The organism is Rhodanobacter sp. sgz306013 (assembly GCF_057031145.1).
Window position 1 is genome coordinate 221,858 of record NZ_JBXCIJ010000002.1, and the last position, 24,707, is coordinate 246,564.

The following is a 24,707-nucleotide window of genomic DNA, read 5'->3' on the forward strand; positions in this document are numbered from 1 at the left end:
GCCGACGCCGACGATAAAAATCCTTGCCGATCAGGGCCTGGCGCCCGCTTGCCGCGGTGCCCGCCGCGGCATGCCGTCCGCATCCGGAACGCGGCGTCCGCAAACGGACGCCGCACCGGGTTCAATGCGCCTCCCGCAGCTTCTGCGCGCCCGCGTGCATCAGGCGGTCGGTCCAGGCGATGCCGATCGCCGAGAGGATGAACACCACGTGGATGATGGTCTGCCACATCACACCCACCGGGGTGAGCGTGGAGCATTTCAGCGCGAAACCGGCATTGACGTTCTCGGCGATGCCGGCCAGCACGTCAGGCGAGCAGAACGGCAGCCCCTGCAGCGCGCCGGCGGCGATGAAGGTCTTGAGCAGGTGGATCGAGGAGATGCCGATGATCGCCATCGCCAGCTTCACCTTCAGCACCGAGGCATTGACGTGGCTCAGCCACTCCGGCTGGTCGGGGTGGCCTTCCAGCCGCAGGCGCGAGACGAAGGTCTCGTAGCCGCCCACGATCACCATGATCAGCAGGTTGGAGATCATCACCACGTCGATGAGACCGAGCACGATCAGCATGATCTCCTGCTCGCCCAGCTTCGGCGCCTCGTGGATCAGGTGCCACAGCTCCTTGCCGAACAGGAATACGTAGACGCATTGCGCCACGATCAGGCCGAGGTAGAGCGGCAGCTGCAGCCAGCGCGCGCTGAAGATCAGCAGGGGCAGCGGGCCGAGCCGGGGCGTCGTATTTTCCTGCATGAAAAACTTCCGGACGGCGTGGCAGCGTAGCGGGCACGCCACCGGGCTGCCAAGCCCCGTTCAACCGGTGTTCTGCAGCCCTTGCGCCACGCCGTTGACACAGGCCACCAGCGCCTGCAGCAAGGCGTCGTCCTGGCGCTCGCCCGCGCGCCAGCGCTTGAGCAGGTCCACCTGCAGCAGGCTCATCGGATCGATGTAGGGATTGCGCAGGCGGATCGAGGCGGCCAGGCGCGGATCGCCCTGCAGCAGCTCGTCCGCGCCCTTGAGCCTGAGCACCCAGGCGCGGCTGCGTTCGAATTCGGCACGGATCAGCGCGAAGAACGGCTCGTGCAGATCGCCGGCCAGTCGCGAGAAAGCCTCGGCGATGGCGAGGTCGCACTTGGCCAGCAGCATCTCCACGTCGTCCAGCGCGTTGGCGAAGAACGGCCAGTCGCGCGCCATCTCGACCAGTGCCTGTTCGCCGTACTCGGCCACGCCCCATTCCAGCGCACTGCCCAGGCCGTACCAGCCGGTGATGATGGAGCGGCACTGCGTCCACGCGAACACCCAGGGGATGGCGCGCAAGTCCTGCACGCCGCGCATGCTGCGGCGGCGCGAGGGGCGCGAGCCCAGCGCCATGCGCTCGATCACGTCGATCGGCGTGGCGCTGCGGAAATAGTCCACGAAGCCCTCGCGCTCGACCAGCGCGCGGTAGGCCTGCCGGCTGCGCGCGGACAGCGCGTGCATGCGCTCGCGCCACAGCGTTTCGCGCGACTCCTCGTCGCGCGGGCGCAGGCTGGCGCGCAGCACGGCCCCCACGGTCTGCTCCAGGTTGCGCAGGGCCAGGGCGCGGATGCCGTATTTGCGGTGGATCACCTCGCCCTGCTCGGTGACGCGCAGCACCCCGGCCACCGCGCCGCGCGGCGAGGACATCAGCGCGGGCGTGATGCGGGCGCCGCCGCGGCTGGCCGAGCCGCCGCGGCCGTGGAAGAACGCCAGCGCGATGCCGTGTTCGCGCGCCACGTCCAGCAGCTCCACCTGGGCGCGCTGCAGGCCCCAGCGCGACGCCAGGGTGCCGCCGTCCTTGCCGCTGTCGGAATAGCCCAGCATCACCCACTGGCGGTCCCCGCGCGCGGCGAGGTGGGCGCGGTAGAGCGGATCGGCCAGCAGCGCGCGCAGCGTGGCCGGGGCGTTACCGAGGTCGTCGATGGTCTCGAACAGCGGAGCGATGTCCAGGGGAACATGACTCGTCGTACCCATTTCCTCGACCAGGCCGCCATGCCGCGCCAGCGCCAGCACCGCCAGCACGTCGGCAGCGGAGCGCGCCATGCTGATGATGTAGAGGCCGGTGGCCGCCGCGCCGTAACGCCGGCGCGCATCGCGCAGCGCGGCGAACACCGCGCGCAGCGAGGCCGCCACGCTGTCCTCGCTGACGACGAAATCGCGCTCGCCGCGCAGGCAGGCATGCAGCGCGGCCACGCGTTCGTCCACCTTGCGCGCGGCCCAGTCGGCGTCGCCGAGCAACGCGGCCAGCGCGTCGTCGTGCACGCGCGAGTCCTGCCGCGCGTCGAGCCGGGCGAGATGGAAGCCGAAGCTGCGCACGCGCCAGACCAGCCGCTGCACCGCGTAGGCTCCCGCGTGCAGGCCGCGGTGGTCGACCAGGCTGGCGGCGATCAGCTCGAGGTCGTCGCGCAGCTCATCGGCGGAGGCGTAGGCCTCGGAATGTTCGTCCTCGTGGGTGGCTTCCAGCCGCGCGCCGATCAGGGTCAGCAGGCAGCGGTACGGCATGTCGGCGTAACGCGGGCGGATGCGCGCCGCGGCCTGCGGAAAGCGCGTCCGGTAGTCGTCCAGCCGCCGGTGCAGGCGCGGATCCACCTGCACGCGGCCCTCGGTCTGGCTGAGCAGGCGGGCCAGCGCGGCGACGTCGGCGATGTAGCGCTCCAGTACCTGCGCACGCTGGCTGGCGAGGCTGGCGGCGATGGTGTCGGCGCCCACGTTGGGGTTGCCGTCCATGTCGCCGCCCACCCAGGTGGCGAAGGAGAGCAGGCGCGGCAGCGGCACCGCCACGCCGTAGACGGCCTGCAGCGCGTCGGCCAGCGATTCGTAGAGCGCCGGTACGATGCGGTAGATCGGGTCGGCCAGGTAGAAGCCGACGTGGTCGCGCTCGTCCTGCACGCTGGGCCGCACCGGCGAGGCCTCGGCAGTCTGCCAGCCGGCGGTGAGCGCCATGTGGATGCGCTCCTCGTCCTCGCCGCGCTCCTGCGGCGTGCGACCGGCGTCGAAACCGTCGACCAGCGCGCGCACGATGGCCTGCTCCTTCTCCAGCAGCGAGGCGCGCACCGCCTCGGTGGGATGCGCGGTGAACACCGGCTCCACTTGCAACCGCAGCAGCCAGTCGAGCAGCTCGGGCGCGGTCACGCCCTGTGCCTTCAGCCGCTCCAGCACATCACGCAGGGACTCCGGCTGCGGCGCACCGCCTTCGCGCTGGTAGTCACGGCGACGGCGGATGCGATGCACGCGTTCGGCGATGTTCACCGCGTTGAAATAGGTGGCGAAGGCGCGCGCCAGCGCCTCCGCGTGCGCCACGGCCAGCCCGCCCAGGGGATCGGCCAGCCCCGCCAGCGGCGCTCCCTCCTGCCGGCGCGCGATCGCGGCGACGCGCACGCGCTCCACCTCGTCGAGGAAGGCCGGCGCCACCTGCTCGGCCAGCATACGGCCGACCAGGGCGCCCAGCCGGCGCACGTCGTCGCGCAGCGGGGCATCGGGCAACGCGGGTTCGGGACTGCGGGAGGCGTTCATCACGACGGCATCGGCTCGCAGGAGGCGGAACCCCAAGCCTAGCGCAAGCGCGACACTTTTGCTGCACTGCCGCAAAACCCTTCGGCGGGACTGCGCGAAGGCTCGCCGCAGGCATGTCCGACTCCACGCAGCTATAATGCGCGTTCACCGTCGAGGGGCGCTGCGACCGTGGGTGCTGCGGTTTCATCCGCAACAGGCTGCACATCCTTGTGCAGGCTCATCACCCGAACGGCCAGGCTCGACGGCATTTTTCTGAAACGGCGCCCGGTTTGTCCCCACCAGAACCGGAGCAACACATGAACGCCGCTCTCAAAGAAAACAGCCACGACTACAAGATCCGCGACATCGGCCTTGCCGATTTCGGCCGCAAGGAACTGGACATCGCCGAACACGAGATGCCCGGCCTGATGGCCATCCGCCGCAAGTACGCCGCCGCCAAGCCGCTCAAGGGCGTGCGTGTCACCGGCTCGCTGCACATGACGATCCAGACCGCGGTGCTGATCGAGACGCTGAAGGACATCGGCGCCGACGTGCGCTGGGCCTCGTGCAACATCTTCTCGACGCAGGACCACGCGGCCGCCGCGATCGCCGCCACCGGCACGCCGGTGTTCGCGTGGAAGGGCGAGACGCTGGAGGAGTACTGGGACTGCACGCTGGATGCGCTGTCCTTCCCCGACGGCAAGGGCGGCTTCCTCGGCCCGCAGCTGGTGGTGGACGACGGCGGCGACGTGACGCTGCTGATCCACAAGGGCTACGAACTGGAAAAGGGCGACGAGAGCTGGGTCAACAGCGCCTCGGGCAGCCATGAGGAGCAGGTCATCAAGAACCTGCTGAAGCGCGTCGCCAAGGAGCGTCCCGGCTACTGGACCCGCGTGGTCGCCGACTGGAAAGGCGTCTCCGAGGAAACCACCACCGGCGTGCACCGCCTGTACCAGCTGGCCGAGGCCGGCAAGCTGCTGGTGCCCGCGATCAACGTCAACGACTCGGTGACCAAGAGCAAGTTCGACAACCTGTACGGCTGCCGCGAGTCGCTGGCCGACGGCCTGAAGCGCGCGATGGACGTGATGCTGGCCGGCAAGCTGGCCGTGGTCTGCGGCTACGGCGACGTGGGCAAGGGCTGCGCGCATTCGCTGCGTGCCTACGGCGCGCGCGTGGTGGTCACCGAGATCGACCCGATCAACGCGCTGCAGGCGGCGATGGAAGGCTTCGAGGTCAACACCGTCGAGAGCACGCTGGGCCGCGGCGACATCTACGTCACCACCACCGGCAACAAGGATGTGCTGACGTTGGCCCATATGCAGGCGATGAAGGACCAGGCCATCGTCTGCAACATCGGCCATTTCGACAACGAGATCCAGGTCGATGCGCTGAACGCCAGCGGCGCCCAGCGCCTCAACATCAAGCCACAGGTGGACAAGTACACCTTCAAGAACGGCCATGCGATCTTCCTGCTCGCCGAAGGCCGCCTGGTGAACCTGGGCTGCGCCACCGGCCACCCCAGCTTCGTGATGAGCAACAGCTTCTCCAACCAGACGCTGGCGCAGATCGACCTGTGGGCGAACAAGGATTTCTACGATCCGAAGGTCTACATCCTGCCCAAGAAGCTCGACGAGGAAGTCGCGCGCCTGCACCTGGAGAAGATCGGCGTGAAGCTCACCAAGCTCACCGACGAACAGGCCGCCTACCTCGGCGTGTCGGTGGACGGCCCGTACAAGCCGGACCACTACCGCTATTGACCGGCGGTTCCGTTCCCGAACGGACAGGCGAAGGGCGCAGCGATGCGCCCTTCGTCGTTTCCGGTGCCCGCTGCTGTAAGAATCGGGTACGCCGGAGCGTCTTGGTGGGTGAACCCAGCCGGAGACGCACCATGCCCCTCTCACTTTCCCGCGGAGGCGAACCCATGACGGACATCGCACCGCCCGACGTGAACGCGCTCGCCCGTGGCTACGGCCGTGCCGTGTATCTCGCCGCCTACCGCGTGCTCGGCGACGCCAGCCAGGCAGAGGACGTGCAGCAGGACGTATTCCTGCGCCTGATCGAAAAGCCGCCGGCGGACGTCGCCTCGTGGCCGGCCTACCTCACCGCGATGGCCACCCGGCAGGCGATCGATCGCCTGCGCAGCAGGCAACGCTGGCGCCGGTTGCGGCCGCTGTGGAAGGCTGCCGAGCCCGTCGCCGCGGATACCGTCGAGGAAGACGCCGCACTAGCCGAACGCGCACGGCTCCTGCGGGCCGCCCTGGCCCGGCTCAAGCCACGACATGCCGAGTGCTTCGTGCTGCGGCATGTCCAGGGCCTCGACAGCGCGGCGATCGCCCGCGCCACGGGCCTGACTCCCAACCACGTCGGCGTATGCCTGCACCGCGCTGCGCAGACGCTGGAATCCCTGCTCAACGACCCGGCGCGCCCTGCGCAGGAGGTGCTGTGATGGAACCGACCCTGTCCCCCGCCCTGATCGGCCACCTGCAGGCATTGACCCGCGATCCGCCCGCCGCTGCGCTCGATGCCGCGCAGGCCAGGCTCGAACACCGCCTTGCCGGCATGCGCCCGCGCAGCACGCGGCCCGTGCGCTGGATTGGCGCGTTCGCCGCAGCGGCGACTGCCTGCCTGATACTCGCCCTGGTGCTGATGCCGACCTCGCGCAGCGTGGCCTTCGATGCGGCGCTCAGGCGCCTGCGCGACTTCCACACCCTCGCGCTGACCGTCGAGCAGCAATCGCAGGGCATGGCGATGCCGACGATCCACGTGCGGATGGACCGCGCCGGCGATGCCCGCACCGACATCGGCAACGCCACCAGCGTGGTGGTGAATGCGGCCGAGCATCGCATGCTGACGCTGTTGCACGGTCCGCGCATGGCGCTGGTGACCCTCTTGCCGACGAATGCCAGGCCGACTCCGGATGCCGCACTGAAGTGGCTGGATGCGATCCGGCAGTTCCAAGGTACCGCGGTCAAGCTGCCGGGCCAGCGCGTGATCGACGGTCGTATCACCCACGGTTGGCGCCTCGACGTGCAAGGCATGCGCATCGCCCTCTGGGCCGACGACGACGGCGTGCCGCGCGCGGTGGAGGTCGGCGACGGCCGCGTGCTGAGCCAGCGCATCCACGTGACCGTGGATCCGCCGCTGGAAGCAGGCACCTTCAACACTGCAGTCCCCACGGGCTACCGCGAGGCGAGACCCGATCGGGACTGAAACAGCACGATTGGACGTGCGCGGGCCTGCGGCCCGCGCGCGTCACGAGGCTCCTGGCCGATTGCGCAAACCATGGCGCGGCTGATCGGCTCCGGACCCGTCCAGGCCAGTGAAGACCCTGTCCGACCAGCGGGCGGTCCGGCGCGACACGCTGCCGACGACAGCGGCACTACGGCCGCCAGTTCGCATTGCGCTCCCAGAACGCCACGCTGCGCAGATACGCCTCGCGGTCCAGCAGCACGCCGGAGCCGCCCTCGTCCACCCCCAGCGCATTGCGCATCATGGTGATCGGCGCCATCGGGATTTCCTCCGGCTCGAGGGTGTAAAGGCAGCCCACGATGCCCCAGTCCGCATCAATGGGCTCGCCTTCCTTGGCCAGTTGCTCCCGGCTGTAGAGGATCACCACCAGATAATTCGCCACCGGCGACTCCACGCCCTCGAACCAGCGAACCAGCACCGGCAGTTCGGCCCTGGTGCGTGCCTCGTAGGCGCTGCGCAACCGGTGCCGGTTGGCGTCGGTGACAGGAATGGTGAGGCAGCGCGTGGAAGTCCAGTTGCGGTGCACGTGCAGCTTGCAGAACGGCGCGTAGCCGTCGAGCACCTTGCACGGCGCCTCGTCGTTGAGGCGGCGCTGGAAAGCTTCGGGTGTGCAGTCCTGGATGGTGTTGCCACGCGGTTCGCGCGGGAACAGGCGGGCTCGCGCGAAGGGGGTGAGGACGATAGACATGGTGCAGCCCGCAGGGAAAGGGCGCCAGCCTAGCGCATGCCACTGGGCGGACTGCCGTCGTCCGCGGCACCCAGGCGTTTGGACTTCTATCTTTTCATCGCGATGAACGTATAAAATTACCCGCAGCACTCCCGAAGGACTCCCATGCCCGCCATCAGCCTCGAATTCTTCCCGCCCAAGACCGACGAGCAGCGCGCCCAGCTGGACCAGGCCGCGCAGACGCTGAAGGCCTGGCAGCCCGAATACGCATCGGTGACCTTCGGCGCCGGCGGCTCCACGCTGAGCTACACCGGCGACACCGTGGCCCACCTGCACGCGGTGCACGGCCTCGCGGTGGCGCCGCACCTGTCCTGCATGGGCGGCACGCGTGCCGAGATCCACGCCCTGCTCGACGGCTACAAGGCCGCCGGCTACCGCCGCATCGTGGCCTTGCGGGGCGACCTGCCGTCGGGCATGGCCAGCGTGGGCGATTTCCGCTACGCGGCCGAACTGGTGCGTTTCATCCGCGAGCACAGCGGCGACCATTTCCACATCGAGGTGGCGGCGTATCCGGAAATCCATCCGCAGGCCGGCGACGCCCATGCCGACCTGCGCCACTTCAAGGCCAAGGTGGACGCCGGCGCGAACGGCGCGATCACCCAGTACTTCTTCAACCCCGACGCGTATTTCCGTTTCGTGGAAGACGCCTACCGGCTCGGCGTGCGGGTACCGATCGTGCCGGGCATCATGCCGATCGCGAACTACAGCCAGCTGCAGCGCTTCTCCGACCTGTGCGGCGCCGAGATCCCGCGCTGGATCGCCAAGCGCATGCAGGCGCACGGCGACGATGCCGCGTCGGTGCGCGAGCTGGGCGCGGAAGTGGTGGCGCAGATGTGCCGCCGCCTGCTGGACGGCGGCGCGCCGGGCCTGCACTTCTACACCTTGAACCGGGCGAAGGCCACGCGCGCGGTGCTGGAACAGCTGCGTTAAACCGCCGGATGGATTCACGGTCGTCGCGGCCGCGCATCGCTATGCTGCGCAGATGCGTGTGATCGCCTTGCTCCTGCTGCTTCCGCTGTTTGCCGTCACCCTGCCGGCACGGGCGCAGAACCCTATCCATCACTGCGTGGACGCGCACGGCAACCCGCTGTTCACCGACCAGCCCTGCGCGTCGCAACAGGCCAGCCCGGTGCAGGCGGTGGCGCCCGGCACCGGCGTCTCCTCCCCCGGCCTGCCGGTGCCCCTGCAGCGCTGCGCCGGTACCGCGGCGGAACTGCGCCAGCGCGTGATCGATGCCTTCGCTGCGCGCGATCCGAACCAGCTGGCCGGACTGATGCTGTGGCATGGCTATGGCCACGTGTCGGCAGTCGGCGACCTCCGCGCGCTGGGCCGGCTGGTGCAGCAGCCCTTGCTGGAGATCCACTTCGGTGACGATCCGGGCGACGGACCCGCCGTGGAAGGCAGTGCGGCCACGCCGCCCGCGGCAGCAGGCGACGAGCTGCGGCTGCGCACCGGCGACGACGACGCGCGCTTCGCCGTCTCCCGCCAGGCCGGCTGCCTCTGGTTGCGCTACGGCGGCTGAGCCTTCGTGCTGCGCCGCAAATGCCGGCGCGCGACGGGGGGATTATCATGGGCGGTCCCCAACGGAGATTCGCCATGGCGCAGCAGTACCCCGAATGGATCTGGCAGAACGGCACGATCAAGCCGTGGGCCGAGGCCACCACCCACGTGATGTCGCATGCGCTGCACTACGGTTCCTCGGTCTTCGAAGGCATCCGCAGCTACGCCACGCCGGACGGCGCCGCGATCTTCCGCCTCACCGACCACCTCGACCGCCTGTACCACTCGGCGAAGATCTACGACATGGCGCTGCCGTACACGCGCGACGAACTCGCCGCAGCCTGCCGTGACGTGGTGAAGAAGAACGGCCTCACCGCCGCCTACCTGCGTCCGGTGGCCTGGCGTGGCCTGGGCGGCTTCGGCCTCTCCGCCGAGACGCCGATCGACGTGGCCGTGGCCGCATGGCCGATGGGCCCCTACCTCGGGCCGGAGGCGCTGGAGAACGGCATCACCGCCTGCGTATCGAGCTGGCAGCGCTTCGCGCCCAACACCATCCCGGCCGGCGCCAAGGCCGGCGGCAACTACCTCTCCGGCCAGCTGATCGCCCGCGAAGCGCGTCGCCTCGGCTTCGGCGAGGGCATCGCGCTGGCCTCCAGTGGCCTGCTCAGCGAAGGTGCGGGCGAGAACATCTTCCTGGTGTTCGACGGCGTGCTGCACACCACGCCGGCCAGCGCGTCCATCCTCACCGGAATCACCCGCCACTCGCTGATCACGCTGGCGCGCGAGGATGGCATCGAGGTGGTCGAGCGCGACATCCCGCGCGAGTACCTCTACCTCGCCGACGAGGTGTTCATGTGCGGCACCGCCGCCGAAGTCACCCCGATCCGCGCCATCGACGGCAAGCAGATCGGTGCCGGCAAGGCCGGTCGCGTCACGCGCCGCGCCCAGGAACTGTTCTTCGGCCTGTTCAACGGCAAGACCAACGACCAGTGGGGCTGGCTGGAGCCGGTATGAGTCTTGCCTGAAGCCCTTTCCCGCAGGCGGGCCCGCGGGGAGCGGCCAGGGAAGGCCGCAGCCTCGAGGGGCGAGGGGAGGACGGCGGGGCTAGCCGTTATCATGGGCGGATGACCGACACCACACCCGCTCTGCCCTTCATCCGCCTGAAATCCGACCGCTCCCCCGGCCATCCCTGGGTGTGGTCGGCGCAGGTGCACAAGCCCGAAGACCGCATTCCGCCGGGCAGCGTGGTGGATGCGGTGGACGCGAAGGGCCGTTTCGCCGGCCGCGGCTTCTGGAACGGCCACGCGCGCATCGCGCTGCGCCTGCTCACCCATGATCCCGCCGAAACCGTCGACGCCGGCTGGATCGCCGCACGCATCGCCCGTGCCGTGCAGCTGCGCCGCGAGCTGCTGCAGCTCGATCGCGACACCGACGCCTGGCGCGTGGTGCACAGCGAGGGCGACGGGCTCAGCGGCCTGATCGTGGACCGCTACGCCGACATCCTGGTGGTCGAGTACTTCGCCGCCGGCATGTGGAAGTTCCGTGACGCGATCCGCGATGCGCTGCTGGCGCACTTCCCGGGGGCGCGCATCTATGGTTTCGCCGAAACGCACGTGCAGAAGCAGGAGTCCTTCGACTGCCGCACCGGCGAGCCGCCGGTGCCGGTGGCGGTGCACGAGCACGGCCTCGCGTTCCACGCCGCGCCCGGCGCGGGCCACAAGACCGGCTTCTTCGCCGACCAGCGCGACAACCGTCGCCGCTTCGCTGAACTGGCGCGTGGCCGCCGCGTGCTCGATCTCTGCTGCAACGCCGGCGGGTTCGCGGTGCATGCCATGGCCGCAGGCGCGCGCGAGGCGGTGGGCGTGGACATGGACGCCGGCATCCTCGACATCGCCCGCGCCAACGCCGCTGCGAACAAGGTGACGGTGGATTTCCAGCAGGCCGACATCTTCGACTGGCTGCGCGCCGCGGCGGCGCGCGGCGAACAGTACGACGCCGTGATCCTCGACCCCGCCAAGCTCACCCGCGACCGCAGCAAGGTGTTCGACGCGCTGAAGAAATACTTCGCGATGAATCGCCTCGCGCTTGACGTGATCCCGCCCGGCGGCCTGCTGCTCACCTGCTCGTGCACGGGCCTAGTGAGCGAGGCGGATTTCCTGGAGATGCTGCGCCGCGTGGCGCTGAACGCCGGCCGCGAGATCCAGATCCTCGAAGTGCGCGGCGCCGGCGCCGACCACCCGGTGCGCGCCGACGTGCCGGAAAGCCGCTATCTCAAGGCGGTGTTCTGCCGGGTGGAATGAGGCTTCGTTGCGCGACGTCGCATGTCGGGCCAAAGTAGGCAAACAGGGAAAGCCTGAGGGGAATCGACTCATGCGCAGGATCGCCGCGGGCCTGGCGCTCGCCTGTCTCTCGTTGTCCGTCGCCCATGCCCGCGACAAGGCCAACCCGCGGGCGCCCATCGAGGACACCTACATCATCGCGCCAAGGCATGACGCCGAGTACACGCTGACGCGCTCGGAGAATTACGCCGACAAGGGGGACCTCGTCGACGGCGTCGGCCTGACTTACCGCGATGCGCTGTCGCCCGCGTTGAATACGGACATCTACATTTATCCTGCTGGCGACAACGCCACGCCCGAAACGCTGGAAGCGGGCTTCCGCGCCAGCGTGAAAGCCGCGGAAGCACACGGCCTCTACACCGTCACGCAGCAGGGCGACTCCACGCCCTATGCCTTGCACCAACGCGACGGCAGCGAATGGCAGGGGCGCGTGGTGCCGCTGCGCATGAAGCTGGAGCGGGGCGAGCTCGAATCCCGCGCCTACCTTTTTCACCATGGCATCTACGCCTACAAGGTGCGCATAGACCTTCCTGTCGCCCAGGCCGCCGACCTGCCCGCGACCGCTGATGCACTGGTGCGCGCGTTGCTGCCGTCGATCCAGGTGGTGAGCATCGGCGGTTGCGGCAAGCAGATGAGCATCGACGTGCTGAAGGGCACGGATGCCATTCCCGCGGATTACGTGGATGGCGTCACTGCCGATGGTTTCGGCATAGCCATCCGGGAGACCGACTTGAATGCCGCCGCGGCGAGTTCCAGCGCGGCGGCGGCGGAGAACAATGCCGTGGTGAAACTGACCCTGCTCGCCGCCCAGCGGCAAGTCGCCCACGGCTGCACCTCTTTTCCCTTCGAGCCGCAAGGCGACGACGTGGCCGTGCTGAAGCTGCACTATCCCGCCGACTTCTGGCGGTCCGGCCCTGCCAGCCCGGGGCACTGAATAACCGGATTCCTGCTCACGCGCCGCGCGGCAACCTGCCGCGCAACGTCGCCGCATCGAACGGCCCGGCTTCGGCGATCAGCGCGCGCGCCGCATCAACCTGGTCCCAGGTATTCCACAACAACACCCCGCGCACGCGGCCATGCTCGAGGTAATACACCACGCCTTCGCGGTTGGGTTCGCGCCAGTCCTCGACCACCTGCAATCGCGTGTCGAGCAGGCCCACGGCCTCGTAGCCGAGGTCGAACAGGTCGGAATAGAAGAACGGCAGCGTGTCGAAGCTGTCGGCGATGCCGGCCATGGCGCGTCCGGCGTGGCGGCCCATGCTCACCGCCGCGTCTTCGTGCTCCACGCGCAGGCGCCGGTCCAGCGCAGGATTGAAGAAGTTCGCCACGTCGCCTGCGGCCCAGATGTCGGGGACGTTGGTGCGCAGCTGCGCGTCGACCACGATGCCGTTGTCGACCTTGAGGCCCCCCTGTTCGGCCAATGCGGTGTTCGGCGTCACGCCGAGGCCGGCCACCGCCGCTTCCACCTGCAGCGTGCTGCCGTCGGACAGGTTCAGCTCCACGCCGCCGTCGGTGGGCCTGCTGCCGGTCACGCGCACACCGCTGCGCACGTTCACGCCGCGCTGGCGGTAGTAGCCGTCCAGATAATGCGCGAGGCCGTCGGGATAGCGGCCCGCGCCGAGGTGCGTATCGGGGAACAACAGGCACACCTTGCAGCCGGCGTCGCACAGCGAAGCAGCCAGTTCGGCGCCGATGAAGCCGCCGCCGACCACCGCGATGATCGCGCCTGGCTGGGCGTAACGGCGGAGTGCCCGGTAGTCGTCCAGCGTGCGGTAGTGGATGATGCGGTCACCGCCTTCGAACGGCAGACGCCGTGGCGCGGCACCGGTGGCGAGCAGCAGGCGGCGATAGCGGTAGCTGTCGCCTTGTTCGTCGTGCACGGCGTGGGTCATGCGGTCCAGTTTCACGATGCGCCGCCCCTGGTACAGCAACGCGCCGCTGGCGGCGGTGCCGAGGTCGATGTCGGCCACCTGCTTGCCGCCCTTCCACAGGGCCTTGGACAGCGGCGGGCGCTGGTACGGCGGCGCGGGTTCGTCACAGACCATGCCGATGTCCGCCGCCGCGTCCGCCTCGCGGATCGCCTTCGCCGCCGCGTCGGCCGCCATGCCGCCGCCGACGATCAGATAATCGTGCACGTGCTCCATGATCCGCTCCCTTGCCAGGCGATCCAGGCATCATGCGCGCCCGTGGCGAATGCAGCGTGAAGTCGCAGAGCTTGCGACGACAGGACGTACACTGGTGCATACCGTTCCATGCGAAACCAGCCCATGCCCGCCAGCGAAATCCTGCTCATCGTCCTCGTCGTGCTCGCGCTGGTGCTGCTGGCCTTGCAAGTCGCCCTGCTGCTGCGTGGCCACGGCGATGTCGGCGTCGCCGCGAAGCTCGACGCGCTGAAGGACGACAACGAGCGCCTGCAGCGCGCGCTGCGCGAGGAGCAGCACAATGGCCGCGAGGAATTGCAGCAGGGTTTCGAGCGTTTCCGCGGCCACGTCAACGAGCAGCTCGGCGGCATGTCCCGCCAGCAGGCGGAACGCATCGACGGCTTCGGCCAGCGCCTCGCCGCACTCACCGACAGCACCGGCGCCGGCCTGCAGACACTGGCGCAACGACTGACCGACGACGCGCGCCACAGCCGCGAAGAGCTCGCACAGGCCCTGAACCGCTTCGGCGAGCAGCAGCAGCAGCGCCTGTCCGCGCTCGGCGCCGAGCACGAGAAACGCATGGGCGAGGTGCGCGGCACGCTGGAGGCGCAGCTGAAGGCACTGCAACAGGACAACGCCACCCAGCTGGAGAAGATGCGCGCCACCGTGGACGAGAAGCTGCAGACCACGCTGGAGGCACGGCTAGGCCAGTCGTTCCAGCTGGTCTCCGAACGGCTGGAAGCGGTGCAGCGCGGGCTGGGCGAGATGCAGTCCCTGGCCACCGGCGTGGGCGATCTCAAGCGCGTGCTGAGTAACGTGAAGACGCGCGGCATCTTCGGCGAGGTGCAACTGGGCGCCCTGCTCGAACAACTGCTCGCTCCCGACCAGTACGAGTCCAACCTGGCCACCGTGCCGGGCAGCGGCGAGCGCGTGGAGTTCGCGATCCGCCTGCCTGGCGCCGAGCGCGAGCAGCCGGTGTGGCTGCCGGTGGACGCGAAGTTCCCGCGCGAGGACTACGAGCGCCTGCTCGACGCCCAGGAGCGCGCCGACGCCGAGGCCGCCACGCTCGCCGCCGGTGCGCTGGAGCGCCGCGTACGCGACGAGGCCAGGACCATCCGCACCAAATACCTGGCGCCACCGCACACCACCGACTTCGCGATCCTGTTCCTGCCCACCGAAGGCCTGTACGCCGAGGTGATCCGGCGCCCCGGGCTGTTCGAGGCGCTGCAGCGCGAGCATCGGGTGACCGTGGCCGGACCCACCACGCTCACCGCGATCCTCAATGCACTGCAGATGGGCTTCCGCACGCTGGCGATCCAGCAGCGCAGCGGCGAGGTGTGGCAGCTGCTTGGCGCGGTGAAGAACGAGTTCGGCAAGTTCGGCGAGATCCTGGACAAGGCCAAGAAGCAGCTCGACAGCGCCCGCAACAACCTCGACGAACTGGTCGGCAAGCGTACCCGCGCGATCGAACGCAGGCTGCGCGGCGTGGAGTCGCTGGCCGAGGACGACGCGCAGCGCCTGCTGGGCGGCGCCACCGCGGGCGACGAGGCCGGCGGCGAGGACGAGGCCTGACCCTCGCCGCGGGCCTTGCACACCGACCGCAGCGCCCGCGACGGCGGGGCCGTTACACTGTCGCACCCCACCCGATGATCGCGAGCCCCGCATGAGCGAGTCCATCTCCAACGACGTCACCCGCGAGCAGGCCGAGGAAGCCGTGCGCGTCCTGCTGCGCTGGGCCGGCGAGGATCCTGCGCGCGAAGGCCTGCTGGACACGCCAAGGCGTGTGGTGAAAGCCTATCGCGACTGGTTCAGCGGCTACGCCGAGGACCCAGCCGACTACCTCAAGCGCACCTTCAAGGAAGTCGAGGGTTACGACGAGATGGTGGTGCTTCGCGACATCGAGTTCGAGAGCCATTGCGAGCACCACATGGCGCCGATCATCGGCCGCGCCCACGTCGGCTATCTGCCGACCAACCGCGTGGTCGGCATCAGCAAGCTGGCGCGCGTGGTGGAAGGCTATGCGCGCCGCTTCCAGGTGCAGGAGAAGCTCACCGCGCAGATCGCCCACTGCATCCAGGAGAACCTGCGGCCGGTCGGCGTGGCGGTGGTGGTCGACGCCAGCCACGAGTGCATGACCACCCGCGGCGTGCACAAGCGCGGCGTGTCGATGGTCACCAGCCAGATGCTGGGCGCGTTCCGCGACGACGCGCGCACCCGCGCCGAGTTCCTGCAGTTTATCGGCATCCACGGCGGAGTGCGCTGAAGCATCCCGTACCGCTGCCGATAACCGCTGCGTACCCGGAGGCACCGCCGCCGCTCCGGTCCCGTGATCCCGGACATCGTGCGTATCGACCTGGCCACCATCGCCCTGTTCGGCGCCTTGCAGGCGCTGCTGCTGGCACCGCTGCTGCTGGCTGCCACGCGGGCCTATGCCGGCGTCGCCCGCACCAGCCTGCGCATCTGGGGCACCGTGTTGCTGCTGCAGGCAATCGGCTGGGTGCTGATGGGGTTGCGCGGACAGGTCAGCGACTGGCTGTCGATCGTGCTCGCCAACGGCGTGCTGATGGTGTCCTACGCTGAGACCGCGCGCGCGCTGCGCCTGTTGCTGGGCGCGCCGCAACGCCGGCCGCTGCTGGTGGCGATCGGCGCGGCCGGCTGGCTCGGCATCGCCTGGTTCGGCGTGGCCGTGCCCGACTACCGCATGCGCGTCTACATCGCCTCGCTGGCGCTGGGCGCCTACCTGCTATTGCTGGCGTGGCCGCTGCGCCACGCGCTGCGCCGCGGCGGCTCGATCGCGCAGCGGGTGATGCTGCTGGTGCTGCTGGGCACCTTGGCGGGCTGGGTCGCCCGGCTGGGCGACCTGGCCTTCCACCCCGCCGCTGCGGCCGGGCTGCTCGCCTACTCGCCCGCGAATGCGGCGCAGGCGATCTACAGCGCGGTGGAGCCAGTGCTCGCCAGCATCGGCTTCCTGCTGATGTACAACGAGACGGTGCAGGCTGAACTGCACCGGCTGGCGCGCACCGATCCGCTTACCGGCACGCTGAACCGCCTGGCGCTGGACGAGGAGTCGGCACGGCTGTTCGGCGCAACCAGCCGCCCCAACACGCTGGCCGCGCTGATCATCGACGTCGACCACTTCAAGCGCATCAACGACGATTTCGGCCACGCCACCGGTGATCGGGTGCTGGCCGCACTGGCCGCCGCCATCCGCTGGCGGCTGCAGCCACCGGCCGTGCTGGGCCGCATGGGTGGCGAGGAGTTCCTCGCCCTACTGCCGGGCACGGGCCTGGCCGAGGCGATGGCGCTGGCCGAACGGCTGCGCGTGGCCGTCGCCATGATGCAGCCCTTGCCGGATGTCGGCGTCCCGGACATCACCATTTCCGTCGGCATCGCCGCCTGCCGGCTCGAGGACACCGAGGTGCAGACCCTGGTCCGCCGCGCGGATCGCGCGCTGTACGACGCCAAGCGCGCGGGGCGCAACCGCGTCGTCGCCGCGCTTGGCGATGCCTCACCGGTCCAGCCTCATGCCGCCAACTGCTCGCCGCAGCAACCGCGGCCCGCGAAGTAAGGCGCGGGAAACCGGGCTTCGCGGCGGCGCGCCGGCTGGATCGCACGACGCTCCCCGCCGCGGGTTTTCGCGCGGCGTGCATCCGTTCTCGACGCCACGGCGCGGCGTGCCGCACACTGTCCCGCATGCCGACTGCCCCGCATCTCCTCCGCCCCGGCCTCGCCGCCACGCTCGCGTTGCTGCTGCCGCTCACGGTGCTGGCGCAGGATTCGCGCAATGCCTACTTGCGCCAGTTCGATACCGATAGCAACGGCTGCGTGAGTAAGGCCGAATACGTGGCCTACATGAGCCGGGGCTTCGAGCGCATGGACAGCAACCACGACGGCGTGCTGGAGCCGGACGAACTGCCCGGCGGCCACGGCAGGCCGGTAACGCTCGAGGCATGGCAGGCCGACCTGCGCCGCCAGTTCCACCGGCTGGACCGCCGCCACACCGGCTGCCTCGACGCGCAGGAACTCACGGCGCCGCCGGGCTGAGAGCAATGCCCTCCGCCGGCGTTTCGCCGCCGGCCAGCCGCGACACGGCGCGATGCGTTATCGTTCCGCGTCTGCCGTCGCCACCCGTGCCATGAACCAGCCCACCGATCACGTCCCGCGCCGCCACGCCGCCCTTGCCTTCATCTTCGTCACCGTGATGCTGGACATGCTGGCGTTCGGCATCATCATCCCGGTGCTGCCGCACCTGATCGTCGACCTGATCGGCGGAAGCATCGCCCGGGCTGCCATCTGGGTAGGCGCGTTCGGTGCGCTGTTCATGGCAATGCAGTTCGTGTTCTCGCCGGTGCAGGGCGCGCTGTCGGACCGGTTCGGCCGCCGCACGGTGATCCTGATCTCCAGCTTCGGCCTCGGCGTGGACTTCATCGTGATGGCGCTGGCGCCGGTGCTGTGGCTGCTGTTCCTGGGCCGTGCGGTGTCGGGCATCTGCGCGGCGAGCTTCTCCACCGCGAACGCCTACATCGCCGACATCGTACCCAAGGAGAAGCGTGCCGCCGCGTTCGGCATGCTCGGCGCGGCGTTCGGCATCGGCTTCATCGTGGGCCCGGCGCTGGGAGGCTTCCTGGGCCACTGGCATCTGCGCCTGCCGTTCTGGGTGGCCGCCGGGCTTTCGCTGCTCAACTTCTGCTACGGCTGGTTCGTGCTGCCGGAATCGCTGCCGAAGGAACGCCGCGCCGCGCGCTTCGACTGGCGCCACGCCAATCCCTTCGGCGCGGTGGTGCTGCTGCGACGCTATCCGCAGGTGTTCGCGCTGGCCACGGTGTTCTTCCTGATCAATCTGGCGCAGTTCTCGCTCAACTCGACCTACGTGCTGTTCACCGATTACCGCTTCGGCTGGGGGCCGCAGGCGGTGGGCTACACGCTGGGCCTGGTCGGCCTGTGCAGCGGCCTGGTGCAGGCGGTGCTGGTGCGCCGGCTGATGCCCAGGCTGGGCGAGCGGCGGATGATCATCATCGGCCTGTCGCTGTGCGTGCTGGGTTATCTCGCGTTCGGCCTCGCACCTAGCGCCTGGCTGTTCCTGCTGGCGATCCCGGTGTTCTGCCTCGGCGGCCTCGCCGGACCGCCGGCGCAGTCGATGATGACCCATCAGGTCGATCCGCACGAGCAAGGGCGCCTGCAGGGCGCACTGACCAGCCTCGCCAGTCTTGCCGGCATCTTCGGCCCGGCGATGTTCGCAAACATCTTTGCGTTGTTCATCAGCAACCACGCGCCGGTCCACCACCTGCCGGGCGCCGCTTTCGTGCTGGCCGCGCTGCTGCTGCTGGCGGCGACCCTGGTGGCGATCCGCGCCACCCGCCACGCCGCACCTTCGCAGGCACACGTCGACGCCGCCGCGGCGCATGCCGCGCAACCGGTGATCGGCGACGTGCTCGCGTCCGAGATGACTTCCCACGACCCCGCGGAGCAAACCCGATGAGCCTCTCCATGTACCAGGCCAGCGTCCCCGTCTTTGTCCGCACGCTCTCCAACCTGCGCCACGTGCTGCAGAAGGGCGAGGCGCACGCCAAGGCAAAGAACGTCGCTGACGCCGTGCTGCTGCAGACGCGCCTGATCCCCGACATGCTGCCGCTGGTGAAGCAAGTGCAGATCGCCTGCGACATGGCGGCCCGCGGCAGTGCCCGTCTCGCCGGGGTCGAACCGAAATCCTTCGAGGACAGCGAAACCACGCTCGCCCAGCTGTACGCACGCATCGACAACGCGATCGCCTACGTGCAGGGCTTCCAGTCCGCCCAGATCGACGGCAGCGAGGCGCGCGCCGTGGCCTTTCCCAGCCGCAACAGCCCCAGCGGCGAGCTGCGCTTCGAGGGCCAGGCCTACCTGTTCGACTACGTGCTGCCCAACCTGTTCTTCCACTGCACCACCGCATACGCGATCCTGCGTGAGGCCGGCGCCGAGCTGGGCAAGACGGATTTCCTCGGGAAGTTCTGAGATGCGGCGTGGATTCGCCGCTTGAGCCTTTCCGCCCGCTGATTCATGGCAGCTCTCAAGGCGGTCCCGGGCGCCCCGGACCGCCTAGCCGCTGGCGATAAAGGGCAAACAGGGCCCTGACAGCCGGGCTCATCGCAAGCCCCTCCCCCCGCCCCGCCGGGGAGGTGGAGCAAGGCGCGCCGATGCGACGCTTCTGCGCCATATCTGCGAAAATCCGTCCCCCGCCGAGCGAAATGCCGCCATCCCCTGATGTTGCGCCTCACCGACCTCAAGCTCCCGCTGGACCACCCCGCGGAGGCCCTGCCCGCCGCGATCCGCGCGAAGCTCGGCATCGAGCCCGCGGCGCTGCGCGGCTTCAGCGTGTTCCGCCGCGGCTACGACGCGCGCAAGCGCGGCGCCATCGCGCTGATCTACACGGTGGACGTGGACGTGGCGGACGAAGCCGCGCTGCTCGCACGCCATGCCGATGACCGCCACGTGCAGCCCACACCGGACACCGGCTACCACTTCGTGGCGCAGGCGACGGCGCAGCTGGAGCACCGTCCCATCGTGATCGGCTTCGGCCCCTGCGGCATCTTCGCGGCGCTGATCCTCGCGCAGTCGGGCTTCCGGCCCATCGTGCTGGAGCGCGGCAAGGCCGTGCGCGAGCGCACCAAGGACACCTGGGACCTGTGGCGCAAGCGCAACCTGCACCCCGATTCCAACGTGCAGTTCGGCGAAGGCGGCGCTGGCACGTTCTCAGACGGCAAGCTGTACAGCCAGATCCGCGACCCGAAACACCACGGCCGCAAGGTGCTGGCCGAGTTCGTCAAGGCCGGCGCGCCGGAAGAGATCCTCTACGTCAGCAAGCCGCACATCGGCACATTCCGGCTGGTGACGATGGTGGAGAACATGCGCGGCACCATCGAGGAACTCGGTGGCGAGATCCGCTTCGGCCAGCGCGTGGACGACCTGCTGGTGGAGACCGACGCGCAGGGCGAGCGCCACGTGCGCGGCGTGCGGCTGGCCGACGGCGGCGAGCTGCGCAGCGACCACGTGGTACTGGCGCTGGGCCACAGCGCGCGCGACACGTTCGAGATGCTGCATGCGCGCGGCGTCTACGTGGAGGCGAAGCCGTTCTCGATCGGCTTCCGCATCGAGCATCCGCAGTCGCTGATCGACAAGGCGCGCTTCGGCCCGCAGGCCGGCCACCCTATCCTCGGCGCGGCGGACTACAAGCTGGTGCACCACGGCAGCGGTGCCCATGGAAGCAAGGGCCGCTCGGTGTACAGCTTCTGCATGTGCCCCGGCGGCACCGTGGTGGCCGCCACCAGCGAACCCGGCCGCGTGGTCACCAATGGCATGAGCCAGTATTCGCGCAACGAGCGCAACGCCAACGCGGCGATCGTCTGCGATATCGCGCCCGCCGACTATGCACCCTACGGTGAAGGCCCGCTGGCCGGCATCGCGCTGCAGCGGCACTGGGAGTCCAACGCGTTCCGGATGGGCGGCGGCGACTACAGCGCGCCGGGCCAGCGCGTGGGAGATTTCCTCGCGGGCCGGCCTTCGCGCGCGCTGGGCGACGTGCTGCCCTCGTACCAGCCTGGCGTGCACCTCACCGATCTCTCCACCGCGCTGCCCGACTACGCGGTGGCGGCGATCCGCGCCGCGATCCCCATGTTCGACCGCCAGATCCGCGGCTACGCGCTGCCCGATGCGATGCTCACCGGGGTGGAGACGCGTACCTCTTCGCCGGTGCGCCTGCGCCGCAGCGACGACGACCTGCAGAGCCTCAATACGCGCGGCCTGTACCCGGCCGGCGAAGGGGCGGGCTACGCGGGTGGCATTCTCTCCGCCGCGGTGGACGGGATACGCGTGGCGGAAGCGGTGGCGCTATCCATCGCCGGCGGATGGACGACATCGCCGTAGGAGCGCACCCAGTGCGCGAATGCTCCTGTCTTCGGTCAAACGCGGGACATTGCGCACACGATGCGGTGCCGCAGACGCGTCAACGCCACTCGACGCGGCCGACCACGCGGCCCAGCGCGGCGTCCATCTTCTTGCACAGCTTCGGCGTACCGTTGACCAGCACCGGCTCGACTGCGGGCTTCAGCATCGGCACGTCCATCAGCGAATCGCTATAGGCGAGGTGCCACGCGGTGACGCCATGGCCGGCGAGCGCCTTGAGCTTGTTCGCGCCGACATTGTGGAAGCCGGTGCGCATGCCCAACCAGCCCGGCCGCAGGCGCGAGGCCAGCAGCTCCACATCGCCCAGGCCCAGCTGTTCGAGGATGCCGCCCACCAGCGCCTGTTCGCAGCCGGTGACGACGATCACGCGATCGCTGGCCTGCTGGTGGCGGCGCAGCGTGCGCAGGGCATCGCGGTTGAACAGGCGCGAGCGCTGCACCAGTTCGGCGGCATAGGCGCGCGCCTGCGTGCGGTAGCTTTGCTCGCCGGTGCCAAACAGCGCGGCATGCACCAGGGTGCGCGCGGCGCGCCGGCGCGAGAACGGCAATTGCAACAGCAGCCACGGCAGGCAGGGCAGCACCAGCAGCTTGCGCAGCCAGGAGCGGGCGTAGCGGCTGCGGACGAAGAGATAGAACGCGTCGCCGTGCAGCAGCACGCCGTCGAAGTCGAACAGCACCACGCGCTGGGCTTGCACGTCATCACCCGCCGCGACGGGCGGCGCCATGTCCCCCGGTTCCGTATGCATTACTTCGTGCCGAACAGCCGCTTCAGTTCGCTGCCCGGATCCTCGGCGCGCATGAACGCCTCGCCGACCAGGAAGGCGTGGATGCCGCCTTCGCGCAGCCGTGCCACGTCCTCGGGCGTGCGGATGCCGGATTCGGCGACCAGGATGCGGTCGTATTCCATCAATTCCTGCAGCGCCAGCGAAGTCTCCAGCGAGGTCTCGAAGTTGCGCAGGTTGCGGTTGTTGACGCCGATCAGCGGCACCGGCAGCGCCAGCGCACGCTCCAGCTCCTCTTCGTCGTGCACCTCGCAGAGCACGTCGAGGTCCAGCTCGGCGGCCTGCAGCGAAAGCTGCAGCAGCACGTCGTCGTCCAGCGCGGCCACGATCAGCAGCACGCAGTCGGCGCCGATCGCGCGCGCCTCGTGTACCTGGTACGGGTCGATGATGAAGTCCTTGCGCAACACCGGCAGCGAACAGGCGTCGCGCGCCTGCTGCAGGAAGGCTTCGCTGCCCTGGAAGAAATCACTGTCAGTGAGCACCGAAAGGCAGGCGGCGCCCCCCTTCGCGTAGCTCTTCGCGATCGCCGCCGGGTCGAAGTCGGTGCGGATCACGCCCTTGCTCGGACTGGCCTTCTTCACTTCGGCGATCACCGCCGGCCGGCCGGCGTTGATCTTTGCCTCGATCGCCGCGGCGAAGCCGCGCGTCTCGGGCAGGTCGGGGATGCGCGCGACCAGTTCGGCCAGCGGCAGCCGTGACTGGCGTTCGGCCACTTCTTCCGCCTTGCGGGCGAGGATGCGGTTGAGGATGTCGGTCATGGCAAAGGCAGATGCTGGGGGCGGAGGCATCGTGGCGACGAGGGTGTCGTCACGCCGTCAAGCTATCACAGCCCGCCGGCCAGCCGTTTCGTCACCGCCACGAAGGCCTGCATTTTCGCACGGGCCGCGCCGCTGGCAATCGTGGCGCGCGCCAAAGCGATGCCGGCGCCGATCGAGTCGGCCACGTTTGCCGCGTACAGCGCCGCGCCCGCGTTGAGGCAGACGATGTCGTGCGGCACGCCGCGCCCTCCCTCCAGCGCCTGCTCCAGCATCGCCTTCGACTCGGCCACGTCGGCCACGCGCAGATTGCGGCTGGACGCCATCGCCAGGCCGAAATCCTCCGGCTCGACTTCGTACTCGCGCACCACGCCATCCTTCAGCTCGCCCACCAGGGTGGCCGCGCCCAGCGAGATCTCGTCCATGCCGTCGCGCCCCCACACCACCAGCGCGCGCCGCGCGCCGAGCTGCTGCAGCACGCGTACCTGGATGCCGACCAGGTCGGGATGGAACACGCCCATCAGGATGTTCGGCGCACCGGCGGGGTTGGTCAGGGGGCCCAGGATGTTGAAGAGGGTGCGCACGCCCATCTCCTTGCGCACCGGCGCCACCACCTTCATCGCCGGATGGTGGTTCGGCGCGAACATGAATCCGATGCCGGTCTCGGCCAGGCACTCGGCCACCTGCGCGGGCGCGAGGTCGATCCGCGCACCCAGCGCCTCCAGCACGTCGGCGCTGCCGGATTTCGACGACACGCTGCGGCCGCCGTGCTTGGCGATGCGCGCGCCCGCCGCCGCGGCCACGAACATCGAGGCAGTGGAGATGTTGAAGCTGCTGGCGCCGTCGCCGCCGGTGCCGACGATGTCGAGCAGGTGCGCGTCGTCGCCTGCCACCGGCACCTTGTGCGCCAGCTCGCGCATCACCCGTGCCGCGCCGGTGATCTCGCCGATGGTCTCCTTCTTCACGCGCAGCCCGGTGACGATTGCCGCGGTCATCAGGGGGCTCACCTCGCCCGCCATGATCTGGCGCATCAGCGCGATCATCTCGTCATGGAAGATCTCGCGGTGCTCGATCGTGCGCTGCAGGGCTTCCTGCGGCGTGATGGTGATCGCGCGCCCGCTCATGCCGCCAGCTTCCGCCGCGGCAGGCCCAGGAAGTTCGCCAGCATGTCGTGGCCGTGCTGGGTGAGGATGGACTCGGGATGGAACTGCACGCCCTCGACCGGCAGGGTCCGGTGGCGCAAGCCCATGATTTCGTCGAGCGAACCGTCGGGATTTTCCGTCCACGCGGTCACTTCCAGGCAATCCGGCAGCGAGCCCTGCTCCACTACCAGCGAGTGGTAGCGGGTCGCCTCGAATGGGTCGGGCAGGCCCGCGAACACGCCCTGGCCGCGATGGCGTACCGGCGAGGTCTTGCCGTGCATGATGCGCTTGGCACGGATCACCTTGCCGCCGAAGGCCTGGCCGATCGCCTGGTGGCCAAGGCACACCCCGAACACCGGGATCTCGCCCGACAGCTCGCGCAGCACGGCAAGCGACACGCCCGCATCGTCCGGCGTGCCCGGACCCGGCGAGATCATGATGTGCGCGGGCTTCAGTGCGCGGATGCCGGCCACGTCCAGCGCATCGTTGCGCACCACCTTCACTTCCTGCCCCAGCTCGCCCAGGTACTGCACGAGGTTGAAGGTGAAGCTGTCGTAGTTATCGATCATCAGCAGCATGGCGTACCTGCAGGCGGGACGGCGCACCGGGCACCGCGGCCCCACAGTATATAGC

23 protein-coding genes and 1 riboswitch are annotated in these 24,707 nt (G+C 69.4%); of the genes, 15 read left to right on the plus strand and 8 right to left on the minus strand.

The genetic code is table 11. From position 1 onward, the window contains the following. Positions 1-121: 121 nt before the first annotated feature. Both AC2EWF_RS06005 and ppc read right to left on the minus strand, forming a co-directional pair. Positions 122-745 carry a TIGR00645 family protein gene (locus AC2EWF_RS06005; RefSeq protein WP_483638458.1) on the minus strand — a complete coding sequence of 208 codons (624 nt, stop codon included), beginning with the start codon at positions 743-745 and terminating at the stop codon, positions 122-124. A gap of 60 nt (positions 746-805) precedes the next feature. Beyond that, positions 806-3,523, minus strand: coding sequence for a phosphoenolpyruvate carboxylase (gene ppc / locus AC2EWF_RS06010; protein ID WP_483638459.1), 2,718 nt, complete (start codon positions 3,521-3,523; stop codon positions 806-808). 146 nt (positions 3,524-3,669) lie between these two features. Beyond that, positions 3,670-3,796, plus strand: a riboswitch (S-adenosyl-L-homocysteine riboswitch). A gap of 23 nt (positions 3,797-3,819) precedes the next feature. Here ppc and ahcY point away from each other — a divergent pair. The 3 genes from ahcY (at position 3,820) to AC2EWF_RS06025 (ending at position 6,712) form a co-directional block, all read left to right on the plus strand. After that, positions 3,820-5,259, plus strand: coding sequence for an adenosylhomocysteinase (gene ahcY / locus AC2EWF_RS06015; RefSeq protein WP_483638460.1), 1,440 nt, complete (start codon positions 3,820-3,822; stop codon positions 5,257-5,259). A gap of 164 nt (positions 5,260-5,423) precedes the next feature. After that, positions 5,424-5,948, plus strand: a complete 525-nt coding sequence (locus AC2EWF_RS06020) for an RNA polymerase sigma factor (RefSeq protein ID WP_483638461.1) — start codon at positions 5,424-5,426, stop codon at positions 5,946-5,948. Then, positions 5,948-6,712 carry a hypothetical protein gene (locus AC2EWF_RS06025; RefSeq protein ID WP_483638462.1) on the plus strand — a complete coding sequence of 255 codons (765 nt, stop codon included), beginning with the start codon at positions 5,948-5,950 and terminating at the stop codon, positions 6,710-6,712. The genes AC2EWF_RS06020 and AC2EWF_RS06025 overlap by 1 nt, the downstream gene beginning before the upstream one ends. Positions 6,713-6,881: 169 nt before the next feature. Here AC2EWF_RS06025 and AC2EWF_RS06030 read toward each other — a convergent pair whose 3' ends face one another. Then, a complete protein-coding gene (locus AC2EWF_RS06030) occupies positions 6,882-7,439 on the minus strand; it encodes a DUF3228 family protein (protein WP_483638463.1) in 558 nt (185 codons plus the stop codon). A gap of 144 nt (positions 7,440-7,583) precedes the next feature. On the opposite strand from AC2EWF_RS06030, the gene metF reads away from it, so the two are divergent. The 5 genes from metF to AC2EWF_RS06055 all read left to right on the plus strand — a co-directional run bounded on the left by metF (position 7,584) and on the right by AC2EWF_RS06055 (position 12,251). Next, complete coding sequence (metF, locus tag AC2EWF_RS06035; protein WP_483638464.1) at positions 7,584-8,408, plus strand: methylenetetrahydrofolate reductase [NAD(P)H]; 825 nt, start codon at positions 7,584-7,586, stop codon at positions 8,406-8,408. 52 nt (positions 8,409-8,460) lie between these two features. Beyond that, complete coding sequence (locus AC2EWF_RS06040) at positions 8,461-9,000, plus strand: DUF4124 domain-containing protein (protein WP_483638465.1); 540 nt, start codon at positions 8,461-8,463, stop codon at positions 8,998-9,000. Between the two features lie 74 nt (positions 9,001-9,074). Continuing rightward, a complete protein-coding gene (locus tag AC2EWF_RS06045) occupies positions 9,075-9,992 on the plus strand; it encodes a branched-chain amino acid transaminase (RefSeq protein ID WP_483638466.1) in 918 nt (305 codons plus the stop codon). Positions 9,993-10,102: 110 nt separating this feature from the next. Further along, positions 10,103-11,278: a class I SAM-dependent rRNA methyltransferase gene (locus AC2EWF_RS06050; protein ID WP_483638467.1), complete on the plus strand. Its 1,176-nt coding sequence runs from the start codon at positions 10,103-10,105 to the stop codon at positions 11,276-11,278. A 7-nt stretch (positions 11,279-11,285) separates the two neighbouring features. Continuing rightward, on the plus strand, positions 11,286-12,251 hold the full coding sequence (locus tag AC2EWF_RS06055) for a hypothetical protein (RefSeq protein WP_483638468.1): 966 nt from the start codon (positions 11,286-11,288) through the stop codon (positions 12,249-12,251). Positions 12,252-12,267: 16 nt separating this feature from the next. Here AC2EWF_RS06055 and AC2EWF_RS06060 read toward each other — a convergent pair whose 3' ends face one another. Then, positions 12,268-13,461, minus strand: a complete 1,194-nt coding sequence (locus tag AC2EWF_RS06060) for an NAD(P)/FAD-dependent oxidoreductase (protein WP_483638469.1) — start codon at positions 13,459-13,461, stop codon at positions 12,268-12,270. A 123-nt stretch (positions 13,462-13,584) separates the two neighbouring features. On the opposite strand from AC2EWF_RS06060, the gene AC2EWF_RS06065 reads away from it, so the two are divergent. The 7 genes from AC2EWF_RS06065 to AC2EWF_RS06095 all read left to right on the plus strand — a co-directional run bounded on the left by AC2EWF_RS06065 (position 13,585) and on the right by AC2EWF_RS06095 (position 21,357). Beyond that, entirely contained in the window at positions 13,585-15,030 is a 1,446-nt protein-coding gene (locus AC2EWF_RS06065; RefSeq protein WP_483638470.1) for a DNA recombination protein RmuC, read from the plus strand. 91 nt (positions 15,031-15,121) lie between these two features. After that, positions 15,122-15,721, plus strand: a complete 600-nt coding sequence (gene folE / locus AC2EWF_RS06070) for a GTP cyclohydrolase I FolE (protein ID WP_483638471.1) — start codon at positions 15,122-15,124, stop codon at positions 15,719-15,721. Between the two features lie 63 nt (positions 15,722-15,784). Further along, a complete protein-coding gene (locus AC2EWF_RS06075) occupies positions 15,785-17,026 on the plus strand; it encodes a GGDEF domain-containing protein (RefSeq protein WP_483638472.1) in 1,242 nt (413 codons plus the stop codon). Between the two features lie 125 nt (positions 17,027-17,151). Beyond that, positions 17,152-17,502 (plus strand): EF-hand domain-containing protein, encoded by a 351-nt coding sequence (locus AC2EWF_RS06080; RefSeq protein ID WP_483638473.1) that lies wholly within the window; start codon positions 17,152-17,154, stop codon positions 17,500-17,502. A 91-nt stretch (positions 17,503-17,593) separates the two neighbouring features. After that, positions 17,594-18,937 carry a TCR/Tet family MFS transporter gene (locus AC2EWF_RS06085; RefSeq protein WP_483638474.1) on the plus strand — a complete coding sequence of 448 codons (1,344 nt, stop codon included), beginning with the start codon at positions 17,594-17,596 and terminating at the stop codon, positions 18,935-18,937. After that, the gene (locus tag AC2EWF_RS06090) at positions 18,934-19,449 is read left to right on the plus strand and encodes a DUF1993 domain-containing protein (RefSeq protein ID WP_483638475.1); all 516 of its coding nucleotides are present in this window, start codon (positions 18,934-18,936) and stop codon (positions 19,447-19,449) included. The genes AC2EWF_RS06085 and AC2EWF_RS06090 overlap by 4 nt, the downstream gene beginning before the upstream one ends. 249 nt (positions 19,450-19,698) lie before the next feature. Next, positions 19,699-21,357: an NAD(P)/FAD-dependent oxidoreductase gene (locus tag AC2EWF_RS06095; RefSeq protein WP_483638476.1), complete on the plus strand. Its 1,659-nt coding sequence runs from the start codon at positions 19,699-19,701 to the stop codon at positions 21,355-21,357. A 79-nt stretch (positions 21,358-21,436) separates the two neighbouring features. Here the strand turns inward: AC2EWF_RS06095 and AC2EWF_RS06100 are convergent, their stop codons facing one another. The 4 genes from AC2EWF_RS06100 to AC2EWF_RS06115 all read right to left on the minus strand — a co-directional run bounded on the left by AC2EWF_RS06100 (position 21,437) and on the right by AC2EWF_RS06115 (position 24,652). After that, positions 21,437-22,120 (minus strand): HAD family hydrolase, encoded by a 684-nt coding sequence (locus AC2EWF_RS06100; RefSeq protein ID WP_483638477.1) that lies wholly within the window; start codon positions 22,118-22,120, stop codon positions 21,437-21,439. A gap of 20 nt (positions 22,121-22,140) precedes the next feature. Beyond that, entirely contained in the window at positions 22,141-22,935 is a 795-nt protein-coding gene (gene trpC / locus AC2EWF_RS06105; protein ID WP_483638478.1) for an indole-3-glycerol phosphate synthase TrpC, read from the minus strand. Between the two features lie 65 nt (positions 22,936-23,000). Next, on the minus strand, positions 23,001-24,056 hold the full coding sequence (trpD, locus tag AC2EWF_RS06110) for an anthranilate phosphoribosyltransferase (RefSeq protein ID WP_483638479.1): 1,056 nt from the start codon (positions 24,054-24,056) through the stop codon (positions 23,001-23,003). Beyond that, a complete protein-coding gene (locus AC2EWF_RS06115) occupies positions 24,053-24,652 on the minus strand; it encodes an anthranilate synthase component II (protein WP_483638480.1) in 600 nt (199 codons plus the stop codon). The genes trpD and AC2EWF_RS06115 overlap by 4 nt, the downstream gene beginning before the upstream one ends. Positions 24,653-24,707 lie beyond the last annotated feature (55 nt).

Coding starts and splice junctions, on each gene's coding strand:
- AC2EWF_RS06005 (WP_483638458.1), bottom strand. CDS start 745: ATGCAGGAAAATACGACGCCCCGGCTCGGCCCGCTGCCCCTGCTGATC.
- ppc (WP_483638459.1), bottom strand. CDS start 3,523: ATGAACGCCTCCCGCAGTCCCGAACCCGCGTTGCCCGATGCCCCGCTG.
- ahcY (WP_483638460.1), top strand. CDS start 3,820: ATGAACGCCGCTCTCAAAGAAAACAGCCACGACTACAAGATCCGCGAC.
- AC2EWF_RS06020 (WP_483638461.1), top strand. CDS start 5,424: ATGACGGACATCGCACCGCCCGACGTGAACGCGCTCGCCCGTGGCTAC.
- AC2EWF_RS06025 (WP_483638462.1), top strand. CDS start 5,948: ATGGAACCGACCCTGTCCCCCGCCCTGATCGGCCACCTGCAGGCATTG.
- AC2EWF_RS06030 (WP_483638463.1), bottom strand. CDS start 7,439: ATGTCTATCGTCCTCACCCCCTTCGCGCGAGCCCGCCTGTTCCCGCGC.
- metF (WP_483638464.1), top strand. CDS start 7,584: ATGCCCGCCATCAGCCTCGAATTCTTCCCGCCCAAGACCGACGAGCAG.
- AC2EWF_RS06040 (WP_483638465.1), top strand. CDS start 8,461: ATGCGTGTGATCGCCTTGCTCCTGCTGCTTCCGCTGTTTGCCGTCACC.
- AC2EWF_RS06045 (WP_483638466.1), top strand. CDS start 9,075: ATGGCGCAGCAGTACCCCGAATGGATCTGGCAGAACGGCACGATCAAG.
- AC2EWF_RS06050 (WP_483638467.1), top strand. CDS start 10,103: ATGACCGACACCACACCCGCTCTGCCCTTCATCCGCCTGAAATCCGAC.
- AC2EWF_RS06060 (WP_483638469.1), bottom strand. CDS start 13,461: ATGGAGCACGTGCACGATTATCTGATCGTCGGCGGCGGCATGGCGGCC.
- AC2EWF_RS06065 (WP_483638470.1), top strand. CDS start 13,585: ATGCCCGCCAGCGAAATCCTGCTCATCGTCCTCGTCGTGCTCGCGCTG.
- folE (WP_483638471.1), top strand. CDS start 15,122: ATGAGCGAGTCCATCTCCAACGACGTCACCCGCGAGCAGGCCGAGGAA.
- AC2EWF_RS06080 (WP_483638473.1), top strand. CDS start 17,152: ATGCCGACTGCCCCGCATCTCCTCCGCCCCGGCCTCGCCGCCACGCTC.
- AC2EWF_RS06085 (WP_483638474.1), top strand. CDS start 17,594: ATGAACCAGCCCACCGATCACGTCCCGCGCCGCCACGCCGCCCTTGCC.
- AC2EWF_RS06090 (WP_483638475.1), top strand. CDS start 18,934: ATGAGCCTCTCCATGTACCAGGCCAGCGTCCCCGTCTTTGTCCGCACG.
- AC2EWF_RS06095 (WP_483638476.1), top strand. CDS start 19,699: ATGTTGCGCCTCACCGACCTCAAGCTCCCGCTGGACCACCCCGCGGAG.
- AC2EWF_RS06100 (WP_483638477.1), bottom strand. CDS start 22,120: ATGGCGCCGCCCGTCGCGGCGGGTGATGACGTGCAAGCCCAGCGCGTG.
- trpC (WP_483638478.1), bottom strand. CDS start 22,935: ATGACCGACATCCTCAACCGCATCCTCGCCCGCAAGGCGGAAGAAGTG.
- trpD (WP_483638479.1), bottom strand. CDS start 24,056: ATGAGCGGGCGCGCGATCACCATCACGCCGCAGGAAGCCCTGCAGCGC.
- AC2EWF_RS06115 (WP_483638480.1), bottom strand. CDS start 24,652: ATGCTGCTGATGATCGATAACTACGACAGCTTCACCTTCAACCTCGTG.